The organism is Acidovorax sp. Root219, assembly GCF_001428665.1.
In the GTDB taxonomy this organism is placed as follows: Bacteria; Pseudomonadota; Gammaproteobacteria; order Burkholderiales; family Burkholderiaceae_C; genus Acidovorax.
In genome coordinates, this window is the sequence record NZ_LMIJ01000003.1 from 130495 (window position 1) to 150360 (window position 19866).

Genomic DNA, 19866 nt, shown 5'->3' on the forward strand with positions numbered 1-19866 from the left:
TAGCTGCTGGAGCCTGCCACTGGCCAGAGCAAGGTTTCAGTGCGCTCAATGCGCTGACTGGCCACGCCCGCCAACTGGCCTGGGGTGACACGCGCAGGCGCCAGCTCGGACAAGGGCAGCAGCACGAAGGCCCGTTCCCCCATGCGCGGATGCGGCACGGTGAGATCGGGGGTGGTGATGGCCTCGTCGCCATAGAGCAGGATGTCGAGGTCCAGCGTGCGCGGCGCATTGCGGTACAGGCGTTCGCGGCCCGCTGCCAGTTCGATGGCCTGCAGGGCCTGCAGCAGGGCCTTGGGGGTCAGCTCCGTGGCCAGCTCGGCCACGGCGTTCAGGTAGTCGGGGCCATCGGCATCCACCGGCGCGCTGCGGTACAGCGAGGAGACCTGGCGCACCTCGGTCTGCGGCAGGGCCGCCAGGGAGGCCAGCGCCTGCTGCAGGGCGGCGCCCCGATCACCGAGGTTGGCGCCCAGGCCAATGAAGACCGCTGTGGTGGCGCCCATGCCGGCGGCCTGGCTCACTGTGCCGCAGGCGCGGCAGAGCCTTCACCGCCACCACCGCCCGTGGGCTTGCGGCGACGGCGGCGGCGCTTCTTGGGGGCGCTGCCATCGGGTGGCACGGCATCGCCGCCGTGGTCGGGTGCGAAGTCGTCTGCATCGTCCTGCCCACCGTCGGCAGCGGCAGCACGGGGCGCACGCGGCTTGGGTTGCGGGGCCGCCGGGGCCTGGCCCTCGCCGTCCGGCGATGCCTTGGGCACGCGGCGCGCCGTGGGCTGGCTCACGCGCTGGCGCGCCTTCTGTTCTTCGCGGGCCTGGTCCATCAGGTCCTCGCGGCGGTCGTCGTCGGCGGCCTGAAAGTCTTGCCACCATTCGGCCAGGGCCTCGCCGATCTCGCCCACGTCGGCACGCAGGCGCAGGAAGTCGAAGCCGGCGCGAAAGCGCGGCTGCATGACCATGCCGAAGGGCGTGCTGCCCACGCGCTTTTCAAAGCGCGGCTGCATGACCCAGATCTCGCGCATGTCGGCCGCCAGCTTGCCGCGGCCAGACACGTCGCCGATGCGCTTGTCGAACACCTCGTCGATGGCCTCCTGCAGCGCCGGCAGCGCGTGCTGGCGCTGGTTGGTCATGCGCTCGTTCCAGCCGTTGCGCACGTCTTCCCACAGCACGCAGGCGAGCAGGAAGCTCGGCGCCACGGGCTTGCCCTCGCCCACGCGGCGGTCGGTATCGGCCAGCGCGGCACTCACGAAGGGGGTCTCGGCGCGTTCCACCGCCACATCCAGCAGTGGGTAGATGCCCTTGGACATGCCGAGCTTCTTGAGCTGGGCGATGGTGGCGATGGCATGGCCGGTCTGCAAGAGCTTGAGCATCTCGTCGAACATGCGGCTTTGCGGCACGTCGGCGAGCAGCGTCTGCGACTGCACCAGGGGCGCGGCCGTCTTGGCCTCGATGGTGAAGCCCAGGGCGCTGAGCTTGGCGGCAAAGCGCACGGCGCGGATGATGCGCACCGGGTCTTCGCGGTAGCGCGTGGCGGGGTCGCCAATCATGCGCAACGTCTTCTTCTTGGCGTCCTGGATGCCCTTGTGGTAGTCCACCACGATCTGGCTGACCGGGTCGTAGTACATGGCGTTGACGGTGAAGTCGCGGCGCGTGGCATCCTCGTCCTGTGGGCCCCAGACGTTGTCGCGCAGCACGCGTCCGCTGGCGTCCACGGCATGCTGCATGCCCGACAGCTGCTGCTTGCTGGTCTTTTCGTTGCCCGCGACCTGGCCGGCGGCGGCGTTGTCCAGGTAGGCGCGGAAGGTGGAGACCTCGATCACCTCGTGCTCGCGGCCGCGGCCATGCACCACGTGCACGATGCGAAAGCGCTTGCCGATGATGAAGGCCCGGCGGAACAGCCCCTTGACCTGCTCGGGCGTGGCATTGGTGGCCACGTCGAAGTCCTTGGGGCGCAGGCCCAGCAGCAGGTCGCGCACGGCGCCACCGACGATGTAGGCCTCGTAGCCGGCCTGCTTGAGCGTGGCCACAACCTCGGCCGCCCGGCGGTCCACCAGCTCGGGGTTGATGCCGTGCACGGTGGCGGGCACCTCTTCGCGCTTGCCGAAATGCGGCTTGCCGCCCGAGGTGCCAGGCGTCGATTTGCCCAGCAGTTTGTCGATGAACTTCTTGATCATGGGTGTGCAGTAAACAGGTCCAGTATGCGCCAGCCGCGCTCCTGGGCCAGCGCCCGCAGGCGCGGGTCGGGGTTGGTGGCGACCGGGTGGTCGACCTTTTCGAGCAGGGGCACGTCGTTCATAGAGTCGCTGTAGAACGTGCTCTCGACATCACCCCAGGTGAGCTGGCGCTGGGCCAGCCATTGTTCCATGCGCGTCACCTTGCCTTCGCGCATGGTGGGCACGCCGTCGATCTCGCCGGTGTACCAGCCAGCCGCATCGCGCACCAGTTGCACGGCCAGCAGCTCGCCCACCCCCAGCGCCTTGGCAATCGGGGTGGTCACGAACTCGTTGGTGGCGGTGACGATCAGCACCTCGTCCCCCGCGTCCAAGTGCTGCTGCACCAAGGCCAGGGCCTGGGGTTGTATCGCCGGGGTGATGACCTCGCGCATGAACCGTTCATGGGCGGCGGCCGCAGCATCGGGCCCGCGCAAACGCACGGCCTCGGTGGCAAAGCGCACGTAATCGTGCACGTCGAGTGTACCTGCCTGGTAGTGGGCATAGAACTCGCCGTTGCGGCGCGCGAACTCGACGGGGTCGTTCCAGCCGATGCGGATGGTGAACTCACCCCACTCGTAGTCGGAGTCGAGCGGCAGCAGCGTGTGGTCCAGGTCGAACAGCGCGAGCCGGGGGCGGCTGGCCAGGGAAGCGGGGGTGGTCATTCGGTCAGGTGCGGGCATGCGCCGGCAGGTGGATGCGCTGGCTCATTCGGACTCGAGCATCGTCTTGAGCAGCGGGATGGTGATGGCGCGCTGGGTGCGCAGGGCAAAGGCGTCGAGCTGGTCGAGCAGTTGCATCAGGCTGCCCAGGTCGCGCGAGAAACGGTTGAGCATGTAGTCCATGACTTCATCGCCCAGGAACACGCCGCGCGCGTCGGCCTCCTGGCGCAGCACGGCGCGCCGCTCGGGCTCGCCCAGCAGTTGCAGCTGGAACACATGGCCCCAGCCCAGGCGGCTGCGCAGGTCGTCACGCAGCGGCAGGTCGGCCGGCGGCAGGCTGCCGGCGGCCAGCACCCAGCGCTGGCTACCGCTGGCCGGGCTGATGGCGTTGACGAACCAGTTGAAGGCCGTCGCCTGCTGGGCCGTGCTGTACAGGTGCACGTCGTCCATGAGCACGGCGGACCAGCCCTCGTCGAACTCGGGCGGCTCGGCCACGGCGGGGTCGAGCCAGCCGACGCTGTCGCCCTGGTCGCGCAGCGCCTGGCGCACGGCCTTGAGCAGGTGCGATTTGCCGCTGCCGGATTCGCCCCACAGGTAGGTGGGCACCGGCGAACGGGTGGCCTGGCTGCTGCCGACCCCGGCCGCCAGGCGCAGGTGTTGCAAAGAGGCCTCATTCGGGCCAGGGAAGAAGCGGGAAAGCGTTGGCCCCGTGGCCAGGCCGATGTCGAGCGCCAGTTGCTTCATGCGCGGCACCCAGGCAGCAGGGGCCGGCCCGTGGCGGTGGGCGCGAAAGCGGCGGGCAGGGAGAAGATCAGCAGCGGCATCACAGGTGGCATTGAAAGATGTCTGGCCGTAGGTGACTGCGGCGGAACGCGGCAAAAGTGGCGGCACAGGGGCCGTTGCATTGCACCGGGACGCCTCTTGCGAAAGATCCCGGCAGCGACAATATGGCCGATTTTAGTCTCCTGCTGGCGCCATGATGCAAGCACACCACGCTGCTCGCCTGGGGCCTGGTGGTGCTGATCGCCGCCAACGCGCTGGCGGCCCTGCGTTACCAGGGCATCGCCGCCTGGCGGGGCCCCTGCGGCGTGGCGGGCAAACCTGTCGCGCCGCCCTCCAAAGCCCCCGTTTCGACAGGGCTGAGAGCCAGCGGAGGAGCATGCCCCTTAAAATCCCTGGATTCCAGCCCGCCGTGCGGGCCTACCAGCACCACACCATCCATGAGCTCCTCCGCCACCCCCACCCCCCTTTCCTACAAAGACGCCGGCGTTGACATCGACGCGGGCGACGCGCTGGTCGAACGCATCAAGCCCCTGGCCAAGAAAACCATGCGTGAAGGCGTGCTGGCCGGCATCGGCGGCTTTGGCGCGCTGTTCGAGGTGCCCAAGCGCTACAAGGAGCCCGTGCTGGTCTCCGGCACCGATGGCGTGGGCACCAAGCTCAAGCTGGCCTTCGAGTGGAACATGCACGATACCGTGGGCATCGACCTGGTGGCCATGAGCGTCAACGACGTGCTGGTGCAAGGCGCAGAGCCCCTGTTCTTCCTCGACTATTTCGCCTGCGGCAAGCTCGATGTGGACACGGCTGCGGCCGTGGTGGGCGGCATCGCCCGCGGCTGCGAGCTGAGCGGCTGCGCGCTGATCGGCGGCGAAACGGCTGAAATGCCCGGCATGTACCCCACAGGCGAATACGACCTGGCCGGCTTTGCCGTGGGCGCGGTCGAAAAATCCAAGATCCTCACCGGCAAGGACGTGCAGCCCGGCGACGTGGTGCTGGGCCTGGCCAGCCATGGCGTGCATTCCAACGGTTTCAGCCTGGTGCGCAAGTGCATCGAGCGCGCCGGCGCCGACACCCCCGCCACGCTGGACGGCAAGCCCTTCAAGCAGGCCATCATGGAACCCACGCGCCTGTACGTGAAGAACGTGCTGGCTGCGCTGGCCGCCCACCCCATCAAGGCGCTGGCCCACATCACCGGCGGTGGCCTGCTGGAGAACATCCCGCGCGTGCTGCCTGAAGGCACGGCCGCCCACCTCACCAAGGGCAGCTGGCCCCAGACGGAGCTGTTCGCCTGGCTGCAGAAGACGGCTGGCATCGACGACATCGAGATGAACCGCACCTTCAACAACGGCATCGGCATGGTGGTGGTGGTGGATGCCGCCAACGCCGCCGCCACGGCCGCCACGCTGGCGGCTGCGGGCGAAAAGGTCTATACCATTGGCGCCATTGCGCCACGCGTTGACGGCGCCGCCGTGGTCGTCGCCTGAGGCGGCCACGCGCCATGGCGCAGCCACCACGGGAGCCGCCTGAAGCGGGCACGGGCATTGTGCCCGCCCGCCCCCCCGGCACACCTGCCGTGCCCGTCACGGGCGCCGGCATCGGCGCCCCTGCCCCTTTCGACCCACTGCCGCGCGGCGTGGCACTGGCCAGCTACCTGCTGATGGCCGGTGCGCTGCTGCTGGTGATGTGGCGCAACCTGCTGCCCGGCCTGCTGTGCGTGTGCCTGGGCTTCCTGGCAACGCGGGCGCTCGCGCAGTGGCTGGCGCGGCTGGCCCGGCGCCGCAGCGCATCGCCCTCCAGCGTTCTGCCGCGCCTGGCCGAGCTGGCTGCGGCCGCCGTGGTCATGCTTTCGCCGCTGGTGCTGCTGGCGATAGGGGTCACGCACTCGCGCGGCTACCTGGTCGAGGCGCCGCAGCAATACCGCGAACTGCTCGACTACATGGCGCGCACGGTGCTGGAGCTGCGGCTGAAGCTGCCGACCGACATGGCCAGCCACCTGCCCGAAGGCGCGGCCGAGATCCAGCGCATCATCGCCAGCTACCTGGGTGCCAAGGCCGGCGCGCTGGCCATGGCCGGGCGTGCCTGGCTGGCGGGGCTGCTGTTCGCCTACGTGGGCCTGCTGATCGGCTCGCTCGCGGCGGTGCGGCCGCCGGCACCGCCGCGCGGGCCCCTGGCCGCTGCCCTGCAGCAGCGCATCACGCTGCTGGGCGAGGCCTTCCGCCAGATCGTGGCCGCGCAGTTCTGGATCGCGAGCTTCAACACCCTGCTCACGGCCCTGTTCCTGCTGTTCATCCTGCCGCTGTGGGGGCTGGAGCTGCCCTACACCCCCGTGCTGATCACACTGACCTTCGTGGCCGGGCTGGTGCCCATCGTGGGCAACCTGCTGTGCAACGCGGTGATCACCATCGTCGGCCTGTCGGTATCGCCCATGGCCGCTGCAGCCTGCCTGGGCTTCCTGATCCTGATCCACAAGGCCGAGTACGTGATCAACGCCAAGGTCGTGGGCCGGCGCACGCACATGGGCGTGTGGGAGCTGCTGAGCGTGATGTTCGTGGCCGAGGCCGTGTTCGGCCCGGCCGGGCTGGTGGCGGCCCCGCTGTTCTACGCCTACCTGAAGAAGGAACTGGTCGCCGCGCGGCTGGTCTGAGCCAGCCGGCGCGGCCCGGTCATTTGCGCGCGAACTGCTTTTCCACGAAGGTCCACACCAGCGTGGATGCGTCCGGCCCTTGCGGGTCGCTGTAGGGCAGGCTGGGGGTACCGCCGCTCCAGGCATGGCCCAGGCCCACGATTTCACGCAGCGCCACCACCGAGCGGGCGCGTGCCCGGTATTCAGTCACCCGCGTCGCATGGCGCTTGCCGCGCTGCAGCATGCGCGCCGTGCCGGCCCGCGCACCCAGCGCCTCGGCCCACAGCGTGGCCGTGGCCACCGCATTGCGCACGGACACCACGCCGTCGGCATCGCCGTGCAGGATCAGCAGAGGGGGCAGCGGTGGCAGTGGCGTGCCGTCGATGCGCAGGCCCGGCACCAGGGCACTGGCGCCTGGCGGCTCGGGCAGGTGCGCCTCGCGCTTGCCATGCATGGCGGCCATGGCCGTGGCGGCCGATTCGGCCGTGCCCGGCGCCACGCCGGAATGCATGGCCACGGCGCAAAAGCGCTCCGGGTAGGTGGCGCCCAGCAAGGCCGCCATGCTGGCACCTGCCGACAGGCCTGCCACCGCCACGCGATGGAGGTCCACCGGATGCCGGCGCGCCACCTGGTCCACGGCCGCCAGCAGGGTGGCGGCTTCGGCAGCGGCCTTGCCATTGCGTCGCTCGAACCAGTTCCAGCAGCCATGGGCGTTGGCCATGCGCTCCTGCTCGGGGTAGAGCACCAGAAAGCGCTTGCGCGCCGCCAGCCGGTTCATGCGCGAACTGGCGGCCAGGTCACGCCCGGTCTGCCCGCAACCATGCAGCATGACCAGCAGCGGCAGTGTCTCGCCCTTCTTGAGCGCGAGTGCGGGCGGAATGTACAGATGAAAGCGCCGCGCTCCCGCCGGCCCCGGCGCAATGCCTGCCAGCCACTCGCCACTGACGGGCTGCGGCTTGCGCGGGCGCGGCGCCACAGAGCGGATGGGCTGCGGCCTGGCCGCTTTCTGGGCCAGCTTGGGCACGACCCGCAGCGCCGTCACCGCCTGCGCACGCATGGGTTTGGCCGCCTTTTCAAAGGCCTTGAGGTTGCGCTGGTAGGCGCGAGTGAGCGCTGACAGCGAGAAGAGACGGGAACGGCGGGCCATGGGCAGAAGATGTGCTGGTGCTATCCATATATAGGGAAAACCCTATACACCATAGCAGCTTATGGCTTCATGCGCCTGACGCTATGCAATCAATAGCAGCAAACCCCTGCCAGGAAGCGCTGGGTACAGGCCGCGTTCAAAAACCAAGGGTATTGGGCGCACCAAGACTGCCACATGCCCCGGCCAGACCGAAAATCGTGGCAGAAATTGATCGATAGATGTCCAGGGCTGGCGGGACTTCGCCGCTCTACAAAGGGAAGATTGCGCCATTCCAAACCAAACTTTAAGGCCCCGAGCATGAAAACCTGTCTGATTGTGATTGATGTGCAGGAATCCTTCCGCCAGCGCCCCTACTTCACGGCCAACGACCTGCCGGCCTACCTGGCGGCGCAGAACGCGCTGATCGAAGGCAGCGTGGCGCAGGGCGTGCCCGTGGTGCGCATCTTCCACAGCGAAGGCCCGGCGGATGCCAGCAACCCCTTCGCCATCGAATCCGGCCAAGTGCGGGCGCTCGACGGCCTGGCCGCCTTCGACGCCGCCGCCACCTTCACCAAGTCGCGCCACAGTGCACTGGTGGGCACGGGCCTGGATGTCTGGCTTACCCGCCACGGCATCCAGCGCCTGATCGTGAGCGGCATCCGCACCGAGCAATGCTGCGAAACCACCACGCGCCACGCCTCGGATTTGGGCTGGGAGGTGGACTTCGTGGCCGACGCCACCCTGACCTGGGACATGGTGCAGCCCGATGGCCGCACGCTGCCCGCCCCCGACATCAAGGCCCGCACCGCCACCGTGCTGGCAGGCCGTTTTGCCACGCTGCGCACCGTAGACGAAGCCCTGGCCGCCGCCGCAGCGGCAGGCTGAGCCGGGGGACCGCCATGCGCGCCACCGTCTGCGAACTGCCCTACCGGCCAGCGCTGCTGGAACCGGCGTGGGAATCCCTGGCAGCCCATGTGCGCGCCGAACGCTCGGAGCTGGTGTTGCTGCCCGAATTCGCCTTCGTGGAGCCCGTGTGGGAATCCGCGCCTTTCGATCCACAGCGCTGGGCCGCAGCCGAGGCACTGAGCGATGCCTGGACGGCGCGGCTGCACGAACTGGGCGCCACCTGGGTGGTGGGCGCCCGCCCGGTCACCGTGGACGGGCGCCACTACAACGAGGGCTTTGCCTGGTCAGCCCAGGGCGGCTACCAGCCGCTGCGGCGCAAGTTTCACCTGCCCGATGAGCCTGGGGGCTGGGAGGCCACCTGGTTCGAGCGCGGCGATGCCGAGTTTGCGCGCTTCTCCGCCGGCCCCCTGGCGTTCGGCCTGAGCATCTGCACCGAGCTCTGGGCGCTGGACACCTACGCAGGCTATGCCGCCCTGGGCCTGGAGGCCATCCTGTCGCCGCGCGCCACGGCAGCGGCGACCACCGCCAAGTGGCTGGCCATGGGCACCGTGGCGGCGGTGCGAACCGGCGCCTACAGCCTCTCGTCGAACCGGGTCGATACGGGCGCAGACACCTACGGCGGCGCTGGCTGGGCGATCAGCCCCGATGGCGCCCTGCTCGCGCAGACCAGCGAGAACCGCCCCTTCTGCACAGTGGACGTGAACCCGGCGATGGCCGCCGGCGCCCGCAGCACCTACCCGCGCTATGTGTTCGCCCGGCCGGCCCCTTGACCTTTTGACCTTTGTTCACTCCATGACCACTGTTTCCGCCTCCCCACGCCCCTTGCAGGTTGCCATCCTGGTATTCGACGATGTCGAGGCCCTGGACCTGGGCGGCCCCTATGAAGTCTTCACCACCGCCTGCCGCATGCAGCAGCGCCTGCAACCCGGCGCGCCCACACCCTTTGCCGTGCAGTGCGTGGCGCGCAGCCTGCAGCCGGTGCAGGCGCGGGCCGGCCTGCGCGTGCTGCCCGATGCCGACTTCGCCAGCGCAGCGGCGCCGGACGTGCTGATCGTGCCCGGCGGCGTGGTCGATGCCGCAGCCGCCTGCGCCGAGACACGCGCCTGGGTGGCGCGGGCCGCCGTAGGTGCGCAGATCACGGCCTCGGTCTGCACGGGCGCCTTCATCCTGGCGGCGGCCGGCGTGCTCACCGAAGGGCCGGCCACCACGCACTGGGAGGACATCGCCGACCTGCGTGCGCAGTTCCCGGCGCTCGACGTGCAGGAGAATGTGCGCTGGGTCGACTGCGGCGCGCTGGTCACGTCCGCCGGCATCAGCGCCGGCATCGACATGAGCCTGCATTTGGTCACGCGCCTGGCCGGCTCCGCCCTGTCCGAGCGCACCGCCCGCCAGATGGACACGCCATGGAACCCGAACCCCTGACACCGCACGCTCCCATCCACGTCTACTTCGCCCTGCTGCCCGGCAGCCTGGTGCTGGACTGGGCCGGACCGGCCGAGGCGCTGCGCATCGCCAACCAGTTGCTGCGCGCCCAGGGCCAACCCGAGCGCTTCGTGCAGCACTTCACCAGCCCCACGCCCGAGGCGGTGACCTCGGTGGGCGCCATGCTGACCGGGCTGGAGCCCTTGCCCGCCACCCTGCCCCAGCCGGCCTGGGTGGTGCTGGTGGGCCTGCCGGGCAAGGCCATCGCTGTGGACAACAGCGAGGCGCGCGACCTGCTGCACTGGCTGCGCGGCATGCGCCTGGCTGCGGGCCGGCTGGAGCTGGTCACCATCTGCGCGGGGGCGGTGCTGGCAGCCCACGCCGGGCTGCTGACGGGCCGGCGTGCCACCACGCACCACCAGCACCTGGGCGAGCTGGCCCTGGCGGACCCGCACTGCGACGTGGTGTCCAACCGGGTCTTCGTGCACGACGGCGCGCTGCACAGCAGCGCCGGGGTGACCACCGGCATCGACCTGGTGCTGTACCGCATTGCCGACACCTGCGGCCCGGCGATTGCCGCCCAAGTGGCCCAGACCATGGTGGTGGCCCTGCGCCGCGGCCCGCAGGACCCGGAGTTCTCGCCCTTTCTGCACCACCGCAACCACCTGCACGGCCCCCTGCACCGTGTGCAGGACGCCGTAGGCCAGCAACCCCAGGCGCCCTGGAACGTGACCGCCATGGCCGAGGTGGCGCACACCTCGCCACGGCACCTGAACCGGCTTTTTTTGGAGCATGCGGGCATCGCGCCGCTGCAGTACCTGCGCCGCATCCGCCTGGCCGCCGCCGAGGCGGCGCTGCAGTCGGGCCACAACGTGACGCAGGCGGCAGCGCTCGCGGGGTTCAGCTCGGATACGCAGCTGCGCCGCGCCTGGCACCAGTTCGGCCGGCCCGGGACCCCGGCAAGGGACGCGGTGGCCCGCCACTGACTGCGGGCCTGGCACCAATAGGAGCTGGGCTACACCCAGCCCGGCACGACCTCAATAGACTTCGGGTACGTACATGCCTGCAGGCACCGGCTGGCGCAGGTACTCGGGGTTGCGCACGCGGTCGGGCAGCACCACGGGCGGGTGCGGCACGTCCTGGTAGGGCAGTTGCGACAGCAGGTGCGCGATGCAGTTCAGGCGCGCCTTCTTCTTGTCCACGGCCTGCACCACCCACCACGGGGCTTCGGGGATGTGGGTGCGCTCGAGCATGGTTTCCTTGGCCTTGGTGTAGGCCTCCCAGCGCACACGGCTTTCCAGGTCCATGGGACTCAACTTCCACTGCTTGAGCGGGTCGTGGATGCGGCCCAGAAAGCGCAGGTGCTGCTCTTCGTCGGTGATGGAGAACCAGTATTTGACGAGCGTGATGCCCGAGCGCACCAGCATCTTCTCGAAATCGGGCACGGTACGGAAGAACTCCTCGTACTCGTCGTCCGAGCAAAAGCCCATGACGCGCTCGACACCGGCGCGGTTGTACCAGCTGCGGTCGAACAGCACCATTTCGCCGGCGGCGGGCAGGTGCGCCACATAGCGCTGGAAATACCACTGCGTGCGTTCGCGGTCGTTGGGTGCGGGCAGCGCCGCCACGCGGGCCACGCGCGGGTTCAGGCGCTGGGTGATGCGCTTGATGACGCCGCCCTTGCCGGCCGCATCGCGCCCCTCGAACAGGATCACCACCTTCTGGCGGCTGTGCTGCACCCAGTCCTGCAGCTTGACCAGCTCGCCCTGCAGGCGGAACAGCTCCTTGAAATACTGCTGGCGTGCATGCCTGTCGGTCGGGACGAGGTCGCCGGCATCGTCCACGTTGCGATCCTCGATCTCCAGCTCCAGCTCTTCGTCGTAGCTGTCGATCAGGTCGTTGGCGATGCGCTGCATCAGGTCCTGGGCATCGATGGGTGCGTTTTGGAACATGGCTTCGAAGGAGCAGATAGGGTTTCCCATGATGCGCCCTTCCGGTGACAAATGCATGACACCCACATGAAGTGTCACATCGCTGTCATGTCGTAACGGCAGCATTCCCGACCATGCCTTTGTTGTTGCGCCGCCCTTGCCCATGAACACACCTGCCGCCGGCACTGCCGGCCAGAACTACGGGGGAGATGCGGCAGGCCTGATCTGCGGCTACCGCATGGACGCCACCGGCGGCCCTGCACAGGCCATCGACTCGGTGGAGGCCGCGCAATGGCTGCAGTTGCTTGCCGATGCCCAGGCACTGGAAGGCCACCCGCCCGCCGACCCGGCCGAAGAGGCAGAGCCCCCGCCCTTCGTCTGGCTGCACTTCAACCTGAGCCACACCCAGGCGGTGCGCTGGATGGAGCGCCATGCCGGGCTACCCGACGCCTTTTTCGAGGCGCTCAAGGACGGCTCGCACTCCACCCGCATCGAGCGCGACGACGACACGCTGATCGCGGTGCTCAACGACGCGCATTTCGACTTCGCCTTCGAGCCCTTCGACATCGCCACGCTGTGGATCAGCGTGGCGCCGCAGTTGGTGGTGACGGCCCGCGCCCACCCCCTGCGCTCGGTGGACGCGCTGCGCACAGCGGTGCGCGACGGGCAATCGCCGCGCTCCAGCGTGGCCCTGCTGGAGCAGCTCATGCGCACCCAGGCCGGGGGGCTGGTGGACATCGTGCGCGGGGTCACGCAGCGCATCGACCGCATCGAAGACGAGCTGCTGGCCGGCCGGCTGGACCACAAGCGCGCGCGCCTGGGTGTGCTGCGCCGGCTGCTGGTGCGGCTGCAGCGCCTGCTGGCACCCGAGCCGGCGGCCCTGTTCCGCCTGCTGCAGAACCCACCGGCCTGGATGGGCGCCGAGGACGCGCAGGAGCTGCGCGACTCGACCGAAGAATTTTCGGTGGTGCTGCGCGACATGCAGGGCCTGCAAGAGCGCATCAAGCTCCTGCAGGAAGAGGTGGCGGCCAACGTGCAGGAGGCCAACAGCCGCAGCCTGTTCGTGCTGACCGTGGTGACGGTGCTGGCCCTGCCCATCAACATCATGACCGGCCTCTTGGGCATGAACGTGGGCGGCGTGCCGCTGGCGGACAGCCCGCACGGCTTCTGGATCATCGTGGGCATCCTCGTGGTATTCACCGCCGTGGCGGCCTGGATCGCCCTGCGGGGCACCCGGGACCGGTAGGAGGCACCACTGGGCGGGCCATTACAATCCCGCCCCTTGCCTCGCTCCCCGGATTCCGCGCCACCATGAACATCGTCGTCAACGAAGAACTCAAAGCCTACATCGATCCCCTGACCCGCGACGAACACGACGCCCTGGAACGCAGCCTGCTGGCCGAGGGCTGCCGCGATGCCCTGGTGCTGTGGGGCGACGTGCTGGTGGACGGCCACAACCGCTACGGCATCTGCCAGAAGCACGGCCTGCCCTTCCAGACGGTGCAGAACACGCACTTCCAGAGCATGGAAGACGTGCACCTGTGGATGATCGACCAGCACCTGGGCCGGCGCAGCGTCTCGGACTTCCAGCGCGGCGTGCTGGCCCTGCGCAAGCGCGAGATCGTGGCCGCACGCCGCAGCCGTGCGGCCGCCATCCCGCCCGAGCCGGTGGACGAGGCCGACCTGCCCTGGTCGTCCGACGGCCCGGTGGCCGCGCCACCGCCGCCGGCACCCGAACCGGACGTGCCTTCCGAAACCCTGAGCAGCCGCGAGGCCATTGCCCGGGCGGCCCGCCTGAGCAGCAGCCAGGTGGTGGCCATCGAAAAGATCCAGAAGCAGGCGGCGCCCGAGCTGGTGGCGGCCGTCAAGTCCGGCACCATCTCGCTGAACACCGCCGCCGCCGTGGCCACCCTGCCGGCCGAAGAGCAGGTGGCCGCCGCCAAGGGCGGCAAGGACGAGCTCAAGCAGGCCGCCAAGCGCGTGCGCGATGCCAAGCAGCGCAAGCCGCGCGAAGAGAAGGAAGAAGCGGCGCCCGAGAACGAGGCATCCGATGCAGGCGGCGAACTGCAGGCGCTGCGCCTGCGCGTGGCCGAGCTGACCGCCGAGAACGAAGCACTGCGCGCAGAACTGGCGCGGCTGCAGGGCTGATTGGCGCCCAGGAAAGCGCGAATGCGCTTTCGCAGCCTACTCGTTGGCGCTGCGCAGGGCGCTCAGCCGGTCGGCCACATGGTCCAGGTCCAGGCCGTCGTCCGCATGGTGGAGGTAGGTCTCCAGGTCGGAAATGGCCTCGGTCAGGTTGCCCCGCTCGGCGTGCGCGAGCCCGCGATCGCGCCACTCTCCCCAGGCTTCGGGCTGCAGCACGATCAGGCGGTCCTGCACCGCGATCAGCCGCTGCCAGTCCTGCTGGGTGCGGTGCACCTCCTTGAGGTTGCGCAGCATGCGCGCGATGATGTCGCGCGGCGTGGCCGCCTGCAGGTACAGGCCCAGGGGCACGTCGTAGTCGTCCACCAGGCCGTTGCGGCGCTTGTAGGGCTCCAGCCGCTCACCCAGCTCTTCGCGGCTCAGAGACTGGCCGGAGATCGGGTCCAGCACCACCTGCCCCTTGGGCAGCAGCACCTTGACCATGAAATGCCCCGGGAAGGCGATGCCGCGCGCATGCAGGCCCAGGCCCTGGGCCAGCTCCATCCACAGCACGGCCAGGCTGATGGGAATGCCCCGGCGCGTGCGCAGCACGGCATTGAGGTAGCTGTTCTCGGGGTCGTAGTAGTTGTTGATGTTGCCGGCAAACCCCATGTCGGCAAAGAAGAACTGGTTAAGCGTGCGCAGGCGCTGCAGCGCGGGCGCATCGGCCGGCAGGCGGCGCATGATGCGCGCCAGCAGCTGGTCCACGTCGCCCAGCAACAATTGGACGTCGAATTCGGGGTACTCGTCCTGCGCCAGGCTGGCGGCGGCTTCCAGCAAGGGGAAGTGGTCGTCGCTTTGCACCAGCGATGCAAAATACTCCAGCGAGGTCGGTACGGTCAGGCTCAGTGGCATGGCAAGGTTGTAAGGTTCTGACCCGGCCGCGTCAAGCTGCAAAAGTCACGCGGGACAGGGTTATTTCGCTTTGCCACGGCCAGGCCGGTTCAGCGCCGCAGCATCTTGCGCAGCTTGAGCCCGGCCGCCCACAGGGCGCCGAAGTACAGCGCGGCCGATGCCGCCATGAGCGCCGCCAGCAGGCCAATGCGCTGCCACTTGGCGGCGCGCAGGCCCAGCCAGTCGAAATGGTACGACGACCACACCAGCAGCGTGGCCAGCAAGGCACTTGCAGCCACCACCTGCAGGATGAAGCGGCCCCAGCCCGGCAGCGGCTGGTAGCTGCCGCGCCGCAGCAGGCCGATGAGCAGCCACAGCGCATTGATGAGGGCCCCCAGGCCAATGGACAGGGCCAGGCCGGCGTGCCCAATCCGAAGCCACCACACCAGCGCCACGTTGAGCAGTTGCGTGATGACCAGCACCGAGATGGCGATCTTGACCGGCGTGCGCACGTCCTGGCTGGCGTAGTAGCCCGGAGCCAGCACCTTGATGGCCACCAGGCCGAGCAGGCCCGCGCCGTAGCCCGACAGGGCCATCGCGATCTGGCCCACGTCGCCGTCTTGCAGCTTGCCATAGTGGAACAGCGTGGCCACCAGCGGCTTGGAAAACGTGAGCAAGGCCACGGCGCAGGGCACGGCCAGCAGCACCACGATGCGCAGGCCCCAGTCGAGCATGGCGGAGTACCTGTCGGCATCGCCCGCGGCCTTGGCGGCCGTGAGCTGCGGGGTGAGCACCACGCCCAGGGCCACGCCCAGCAGCGCTGTGGGGAACTCCATCAACCGGTCGGCATAGAACAGCCAGGTGACGCTGCCCGGCTTCAGGTAGGACGCTATCTGGGTGTTGATCATCAGCGAGATCTGCGCCACGCCCACGCCCAGCAGGATGGGCCCCATGAGCGACAGCACCTTGCGCACGCCCGGGTCGGCCCATGCCATGCGGATGGCGCGCCAGGTCACGCCGATGCGCGGCAGCAGCCCCATGCGTGCCAGCACCGGGATCTGCACCGCCAGCTGCAGCACGCCGCCCAGCAACACGCCGCCGGCCATGGAGTAGATGGGCTCGATGCCGCGCGCCTCCAGTTGGGGCGCGCCAAGCAGGGCCGCGCCGATCATGGACAGGTTGAGCAGCACCGGCGACGCTGCGGGCACGGTGAAGTGCTTCCAGGTATTCAGAACGCCGGCCGACAGCGCGACCAGGGACATGAAGCCGATGTAGGGGAACATCCAGCGCGTCATGAGCACTGCGGCGTCGTAGGCCTCGGGGCTCTGGCGCATGCCGCTGGCCAGGGCCCAGACCAGCACCGGCGCCCCCGCCACGCCGAGCACGCAGGTCAGCAGCAGCACCCAGGTGAGGGCCGTGGCCACGTTGGCGATGAGCACGCGCGTGGCGTCTTCCCCCTGCTGCGCCTTGCTGGTGGCCAGCACCGGGATGAAGGCCTGGCTGAACGCCCCTTCGGCAAAGAAGCGGCGAAACAGGTTGGGGATGCGGAAGGCGACGTTGAAAGCGTCCGTCAGGGCATTGGCCCCGAAGAGAGAGGCCATCAGAAGATCGCGCGCCAGGCCCGTCACGCGGGAGGCCAGGGTCAGCAGGGAGACAGTGGAAGCGGCTTTGAGCAATGACACCGCCGGGAGTGTATGCGCTGGCGGGTGGCCGGCGGCGGCAGCCACCGCCGCAGGGTTGGGCAAAAGGGGGGCCAAGAGAGTCTCCGCGTGGAATGGACGAGGCAGTCTTGGCGGCGACCGTGAAGTGAAGATGAAGTCTGCGAGGCGGGTGTGAAGTGGCGCCCAGTGTTTCACCCGCTTACCAAAAGCCCTGATTCGGGCGTTCATATGCCGCCCTCTGGGCCCGGTGCACCGACTGGGCTATAATCGCGGGCTTTGCTGGCATCATCCTCAGACCTTAAGGAAACACATCAATGGCATCCGCTAAACCCAAGAAGAAGAACCCGCGCCTGGCGTCGGGCCGCAAGCGCGTCCGTCAGGACACGAAACTCAACGCCGCGAACACCTCGCTGCGCTCCAAATACCGTACCGCTGTGAAGAACGTCGAAAAGGCTGTTCTGACCGGTGACAAGACCAAGGCGTCCGAACTGTTCGCCAAGATGCAAGCCGTGGTGGACTCCGTGGCCGACAAGGGCATCTTCCACAAGAACAAGGCCGCTCGCGACAAGAGCCGTCTGTCTGCCAAGGTGAAAGCCCTGGCCCTGGCCGCCTGACCCTCTTCAGGCAAACAGCCCGAACGGCACGCGCCGTTCGCCGTTTGTAACGGGTGCGCTGCCAGCAAAAAACGAACGAACCGCCTTAGGGCGGTTTTTTCGTTTCCGGGGCGCGAATGCGGCAGATGCCATGCCCCGTCCAGGCACAAAAAAAGCCCCGAGGGGCCTTCATGCTTACAATGCGGGCGCCCTTTCAGGGCTTGACGGGAGGCGGCAGCACCGTAGCATCCGGCACCAGGCAGGCTTCGGCCACCTGCAGGTTGTTGTCACGCGCGAAGTTGACGACGAAATCCCAGGCCATGGGCTCGTGGTCGCGCAGGTCACGGTGCACCACCACGCACTTGATGCCATTGAGGGTGGTGGGAATGCACCAGGGCGAATAGCTCAGGTGGCTACCCGGCCGCGCCCCACCGGGGCGAAAACTGCTCATCACCCCCGCCAGACGCTCAGCCCAGTCGCTGGGACGGAAGGTTTTCCCGTCGTGGGTGACGCCTTGGATGAAGATCTCTTTGGAGGTGGGGGAAACCATCGGGTCGAAGTGTAATGGACAGCCGGTAGCCACAGGATCACTGCATGCTGCACTGCAGCGTAGCATTCTAACTCTTATATAAGAGCTACCTCCCTATTTCCTACCAGCGCACAAGGCATCGCCGGCCACGCGCATTGCAGTGATGCGCAATCGTCAACAGCGGGTCATCGCATGGCCCCTAGAATCGTGCTTCGTTTTCGGGGTGGACAAGCCCACCCTCTCACCGCACCGCCAGGAGATTTCTGCATGACCGCTTTCATTGAGGCCGCCTCGCCCCACGTGATGAACACCTATGGCCGCGTGCCGATTGCGCTGGCCCGCGGTCAAGGCTGCCGCGTGTGGGACGTGAACGGCAAGGAATACCTCGATGGCCTGGGCGGCATCGCCGTGAACACGCTGGGCCACAACCACCCCCAGCTGGTGCCCGCGCTGCAGCACCAGATCAGCCAGATCATCCATTCCTCCAACTACTACCACGTCCCCCTGCAGGAGACCCTGGCGGCCAAGCTGGTGGAGCTGTCGGGCATGACCAACGTGTTCTTCTGCAACTCGGGCCTGGAAGCCAACGAGGCAGCGCTGAAGATCGCGCGCAAGTACGGCGTGGACAAGGGCATCGCCAAGCCCGAGATCGTGGTCTATGAGAAGGCCTTCCATGGCCGCTCCATCGCCACCATGTCGGCCACCGGCAACCCCAAGATCCACAACGGCTTCGGCCCGCTGGTGGAAGGCTTCGTGCGCGTGCCGCTGAACGACATCGAGGCCATCAAGCAGGCCACCGAGGGCAACCCCAACGTGGTGGCTGTGTTCTTCGAGACCATCCAGGGGGAAGGCGGCATCAACCCGATGCGCGTCGAGTACCTGCAGCAGCTGCGCACGCTGTGCGACGAGCGCGGCTGGCTGATGATGATCGACGAGGTGCAGTGCGGCATGGGCCGCACCGGCAAGTGGTTCGCGCACCAGTGGGCAGGCATCGTGCCGGACGTGATGCCCCTGGCCAAGGGCCTGGGCTCGGGCGTGCCGATCGGCGCCGTGGTGGCCGGCCCCAAGGCCGCCAACGTGCTGCAGCCGGGCAACCATGGCACCACCTTTGGCGGCAACCCGTTGGCCATGCGCGCCGGCGTGGAAACCATTCGCATCATGGAAGAAGACGGTCTGCTGCACAATGCAGCCACCGTGGGCGAGCACCTGAAAGCCGCGCTCGTGCGCGAACTGGGCAGCCTGCCCGGGGTCAAGGAAGTGCGCGGCCAGGGCCTGATGCTGGGCGTGGAACTGGACAAGCCCTGCGGCGTGCTGTTGGCCCAGGCGGCTGAAGCCGGCCTGCTGCTGAGCGTTACGGCCGACAAGGTGATCCGCCTCGTGCCCGCACTGATCCTGTCCACCGCCGAGGCCGACGAGATCGTTGCCAAGCTGGTCCCGCTGGTCAAAGCCCTGCTGGCCGAATAAACCCTGGGCGCGCATGCAGCGCGCCGCAATGCCATGAAACATTACCTGCAGTTCAACGATCTCAGCGCCGACGAGTACACCTACCTGTTCGAGCGTGCCGCGCTCATCAAGAAGAAGTTCAAGGCCTACGAAAAGCACCACCCCCTGGTGGACCGCACGCTGGCCATGATCTTCGAGAAGGCCAGCACCCGAACGCGCGTGAGTTTCGAGGCCGGCATGTACCAGTTGGGCGGCAGCGTGGTGCACCTGACCACGGGCGACAGCCAGCTCGGCCGCGCCGAGCCCATCGAGGACAGCGCCAAGGTCATCAGCCGCATGGTGGACCTGGTGATGATCCGCACCTACGAGCAGACCAAGATAGAAAGCTTCGCGGCGCACTCGCGCGTGCCCGTGATCAACGGCCTGACCAACGAGTTCCACCCCTGCCAGATATTGGCCGACATCTTCACCTTCATCGAGCACCGCGGCTCGATACAGGGCAAGACGGTGGCCTGGGTGGGCGACGGCAACAACATGGCCAACACCTGGCTGCAGGCGGCGGCGCTGCTGGGCTTCAAGGTGCATGTGAGCACGCCGCGCGGCTACGAGGTGGACGAGAAGCTGGCCGGTGCCACCGCCGGCAGCAACCAATTCTTCAGCGACCCGCTCGAAGCCTGCAAGGGCGCCGACCTGGTGACCACCGACGTGTGGACCAGCATGGGCTACGAGGCCGAGAACGAAGAGCGCAAGAAGGCCTTCGCCGACTGGTGCGTGGACGCCGAGATGATGGCCGCCGCCAAACCCGATGCGCTGTTCATGCACTGCCTGCCTGCGCACCGGGGGGAAGAGGTGGAAGCCGATGTGATCGACGGGCCGCAATCGGTTGTCTGGGATGAAGCCGAGAACCGGATGCATGCGCAGAAAGCGTTGATGGAGTACCTGCTTTTGGGCAAAGTGGCCTGAGTCTCTTCA

At 68.2% G+C, this 19866-nt stretch carries 20 protein-coding genes; 11 read left to right on the plus strand and 9 right to left on the minus strand.

Translation table 11 applies throughout. The features are described 5' to 3' along the window. The 4 genes from folK to hda form a co-directional block, all read right to left on the minus strand. Nucleotides 1–500 (minus strand): 2-amino-4-hydroxy-6-hydroxymethyldihydropteridine diphosphokinase (gene folK, locus ASE28_RS03505; protein WP_057203506.1); only part of this gene is annotated, 500 nt, incomplete at its 3' end. A gap of 14 nt (nucleotides 501–514) precedes the next feature. Continuing rightward, nucleotides 515–2167: a polynucleotide adenylyltransferase PcnB gene (gene pcnB, locus ASE28_RS03510; RefSeq protein WP_057264725.1), complete on the minus strand. Its 1653-nt coding sequence runs from the start codon at nucleotides 2165–2167 to the stop codon at nucleotides 515–517. After that, nucleotides 2164–2868 (minus strand): HAD family phosphatase, encoded by a 705-nt coding sequence (locus ASE28_RS03515; RefSeq protein WP_057264727.1) that lies wholly within the window; start codon nucleotides 2866–2868, stop codon nucleotides 2164–2166. The genes pcnB and ASE28_RS03515 overlap by 4 nt, the downstream gene beginning before the upstream one ends. 42 nt (nucleotides 2869–2910) lie before the next feature. After that, nucleotides 2911–3609 carry a DnaA regulatory inactivator Hda gene (gene hda, locus ASE28_RS03520; RefSeq protein WP_057203477.1) on the minus strand — a complete coding sequence of 233 codons (699 nt, stop codon included), beginning with the start codon at nucleotides 3607–3609 and terminating at the stop codon, nucleotides 2911–2913. A gap of 476 nt (nucleotides 3610–4085) precedes the next feature. On the opposite strand from hda, the gene purM reads away from it, so the two are divergent. Further along, on the plus strand, nucleotides 4086–5129 hold the full coding sequence (purM, locus tag ASE28_RS03525) for a phosphoribosylformylglycinamidine cyclo-ligase (protein WP_057203476.1): 1044 nt from the start codon (nucleotides 4086–4088) through the stop codon (nucleotides 5127–5129). A 173-nt stretch (nucleotides 5130–5302) separates the two neighbouring features. Next, the gene (locus ASE28_RS03530) at nucleotides 5303–6289 is read left to right on the plus strand and encodes an AI-2E family transporter (protein ID WP_369818118.1); all 987 of its coding nucleotides are present in this window, start codon (nucleotides 5303–5305) and stop codon (nucleotides 6287–6289) included. A gap of 19 nt (nucleotides 6290–6308) precedes the next feature. Here the strand turns inward: ASE28_RS03530 and ASE28_RS03535 are convergent, their stop codons facing one another. Next, entirely contained in the window at nucleotides 6309–7415 is a 1107-nt protein-coding gene (locus tag ASE28_RS03535; RefSeq protein WP_057264729.1) for a PHB depolymerase family esterase, read from the minus strand. 297 nt (nucleotides 7416–7712) lie between these two features. Here ASE28_RS03535 and ASE28_RS03540 point away from each other — a divergent pair, with 297 nt between their 5' ends. The 4 genes from ASE28_RS03540 to ASE28_RS03555 are packed head-to-tail and all read left to right on the plus strand — an operon-like array spanning nucleotide 7713 to nucleotide 10708. Further along, complete coding sequence (locus ASE28_RS03540; protein WP_057203474.1) at nucleotides 7713–8279, plus strand: cysteine hydrolase family protein; 567 nt, start codon at nucleotides 7713–7715, stop codon at nucleotides 8277–8279. A 14-nt stretch (nucleotides 8280–8293) separates the two neighbouring features. Next, a complete protein-coding gene (locus ASE28_RS03545) occupies nucleotides 8294–9070 on the plus strand; it encodes a carbon-nitrogen hydrolase family protein (RefSeq protein ID WP_057264731.1) in 777 nt (258 codons plus the stop codon). Nucleotides 9071–9092: 22 nt separating this feature from the next. Then, nucleotides 9093–9722, plus strand: coding sequence for a DJ-1/PfpI family protein (locus ASE28_RS03550; protein ID WP_057203472.1), 630 nt, complete (start codon nucleotides 9093–9095; stop codon nucleotides 9720–9722). Continuing rightward, nucleotides 9704–10708, plus strand: a complete 1005-nt coding sequence (locus ASE28_RS03555; protein ID WP_057264733.1) for a GlxA family transcriptional regulator — start codon at nucleotides 9704–9706, stop codon at nucleotides 10706–10708. The genes ASE28_RS03550 and ASE28_RS03555 overlap by 19 nt, the downstream gene beginning before the upstream one ends. Before the next feature lie 51 nt (nucleotides 10709–10759). On the opposite strand, the gene ppk2 is transcribed toward ASE28_RS03555, so the two are convergent. Then, entirely contained in the window at nucleotides 10760–11674 is a 915-nt protein-coding gene (ppk2, locus tag ASE28_RS03560; protein ID WP_057203504.1) for a polyphosphate kinase 2, read from the minus strand. A 142-nt stretch (nucleotides 11675–11816) separates the two neighbouring features. On the opposite strand from ppk2, the gene ASE28_RS03565 reads away from it, so the two are divergent. Then, entirely contained in the window at nucleotides 11817–12899 is a 1083-nt protein-coding gene (locus tag ASE28_RS03565) for a transporter (protein WP_057203470.1), read from the plus strand. Nucleotides 12900–12964: 65 nt separating this feature from the next. After that, nucleotides 12965–13801 (plus strand): hypothetical protein, encoded by an 837-nt coding sequence (locus ASE28_RS03570; RefSeq protein WP_057264735.1) that lies wholly within the window; start codon nucleotides 12965–12967, stop codon nucleotides 13799–13801. 36 nt (nucleotides 13802–13837) lie between these two features. On the opposite strand, the gene ASE28_RS03575 is transcribed toward ASE28_RS03570, so the two are convergent. Beyond that, nucleotides 13838–14689 carry a SirB1 family protein gene (locus ASE28_RS03575; RefSeq protein ID WP_057264737.1) on the minus strand — a complete coding sequence of 284 codons (852 nt, stop codon included), beginning with the start codon at nucleotides 14687–14689 and terminating at the stop codon, nucleotides 13838–13840. Between the two features lie 89 nt (nucleotides 14690–14778). Continuing rightward, nucleotides 14779–16350, minus strand: a complete 1572-nt coding sequence (murJ, locus tag ASE28_RS03580) for a murein biosynthesis integral membrane protein MurJ (protein ID WP_057264989.1) — start codon at nucleotides 16348–16350, stop codon at nucleotides 14779–14781. A 293-nt stretch (nucleotides 16351–16643) separates the two neighbouring features. Here murJ and rpsT point away from each other — a divergent pair, with 293 nt between their 5' ends. Further along, nucleotides 16644–16943, plus strand: coding sequence for a 30S ribosomal protein S20 (rpsT, locus tag ASE28_RS03585; protein ID WP_057203467.1), 300 nt, complete (start codon nucleotides 16644–16646; stop codon nucleotides 16941–16943). A 193-nt stretch (nucleotides 16944–17136) separates the two neighbouring features. Here rpsT and ASE28_RS03590 read toward each other — a convergent pair whose 3' ends face one another. Beyond that, nucleotides 17137–17472 (minus strand): DUF3579 domain-containing protein, encoded by a 336-nt coding sequence (locus tag ASE28_RS03590; RefSeq protein WP_057264739.1) that lies wholly within the window; start codon nucleotides 17470–17472, stop codon nucleotides 17137–17139. 246 nt (nucleotides 17473–17718) lie between these two features. On the opposite strand from ASE28_RS03590, the gene ASE28_RS03595 reads away from it, so the two are divergent. Together ASE28_RS03595 and argF are read left to right on the plus strand one after the other, a co-directional pair. Next, nucleotides 17719–18915, plus strand: coding sequence for an aspartate aminotransferase family protein (locus tag ASE28_RS03595; protein ID WP_057203465.1), 1197 nt, complete (start codon nucleotides 17719–17721; stop codon nucleotides 18913–18915). Between the two features lie 33 nt (nucleotides 18916–18948). Further along, nucleotides 18949–19857, plus strand: a complete 909-nt coding sequence (gene argF / locus ASE28_RS03600) for an ornithine carbamoyltransferase (RefSeq protein WP_057264740.1) — start codon at nucleotides 18949–18951, stop codon at nucleotides 19855–19857. The last annotated feature ends 9 nt before the right edge of the window (nucleotides 19858–19866 follow it).

Bases quoted from the DNA above. Each gene is read 5' to 3' on its own strand.
- ASE28_RS03515 (WP_057264727.1), bottom strand. From the start codon at position 2,868: ATGACCACCCCCGCTTCCCTGGCCAGCCGCCCCCGGCTCGCGCTGTTC.
- hda (WP_057203477.1), bottom strand. From the start codon at position 3,609: ATGAAGCAACTGGCGCTCGACATCGGCCTGGCCACGGGGCCAACGCTT.
- ASE28_RS03535 (WP_057264729.1), bottom strand. From the start codon at position 7,415: ATGGCCCGCCGTTCCCGTCTCTTCTCGCTGTCAGCGCTCACTCGCGCC.
- ASE28_RS03540 (WP_057203474.1), top strand. From the start codon at position 7,713: ATGAAAACCTGTCTGATTGTGATTGATGTGCAGGAATCCTTCCGCCAG.
- ASE28_RS03555 (WP_057264733.1), top strand. From the start codon at position 9,704: ATGGAACCCGAACCCCTGACACCGCACGCTCCCATCCACGTCTACTTC.
- ppk2 (WP_057203504.1), bottom strand. From the start codon at position 11,674: ATGTTCCAAAACGCACCCATCGATGCCCAGGACCTGATGCAGCGCATC.
- ASE28_RS03595 (WP_057203465.1), top strand. From the start codon at position 17,719: ATGACCGCTTTCATTGAGGCCGCCTCGCCCCACGTGATGAACACCTAT.
- purM (WP_057203476.1), top strand. From the start codon at position 4,086: ATGAGCTCCTCCGCCACCCCCACCCCCCTTTCCTACAAAGACGCCGGC.
- pcnB (WP_057264725.1), bottom strand. From the start codon at position 2,167: ATGATCAAGAAGTTCATCGACAAACTGCTGGGCAAATCGACGCCTGGC.
- rpsT (WP_057203467.1), top strand. From the start codon at position 16,644: ATGGCATCCGCTAAACCCAAGAAGAAGAACCCGCGCCTGGCGTCGGGC.
- ASE28_RS03550 (WP_057203472.1), top strand. From the start codon at position 9,093: ATGACCACTGTTTCCGCCTCCCCACGCCCCTTGCAGGTTGCCATCCTG.
- ASE28_RS03570 (WP_057264735.1), top strand. From the start codon at position 12,965: ATGAACATCGTCGTCAACGAAGAACTCAAAGCCTACATCGATCCCCTG.
- ASE28_RS03530 (WP_369818118.1), top strand. From the start codon at position 5,303: ATGGCCGGTGCGCTGCTGCTGGTGATGTGGCGCAACCTGCTGCCCGGC.
- argF (WP_057264740.1), top strand. From the start codon at position 18,949: ATGAAACATTACCTGCAGTTCAACGATCTCAGCGCCGACGAGTACACC.
- ASE28_RS03545 (WP_057264731.1), top strand. From the start codon at position 8,294: ATGCGCGCCACCGTCTGCGAACTGCCCTACCGGCCAGCGCTGCTGGAA.
- ASE28_RS03575 (WP_057264737.1), bottom strand. From the start codon at position 14,689: ATGCCACTGAGCCTGACCGTACCGACCTCGCTGGAGTATTTTGCATCG.
- ASE28_RS03590 (WP_057264739.1), bottom strand. From the start codon at position 17,472: ATGGTTTCCCCCACCTCCAAAGAGATCTTCATCCAAGGCGTCACCCAC.
- ASE28_RS03565 (WP_057203470.1), top strand. From the start codon at position 11,817: ATGAACACACCTGCCGCCGGCACTGCCGGCCAGAACTACGGGGGAGAT.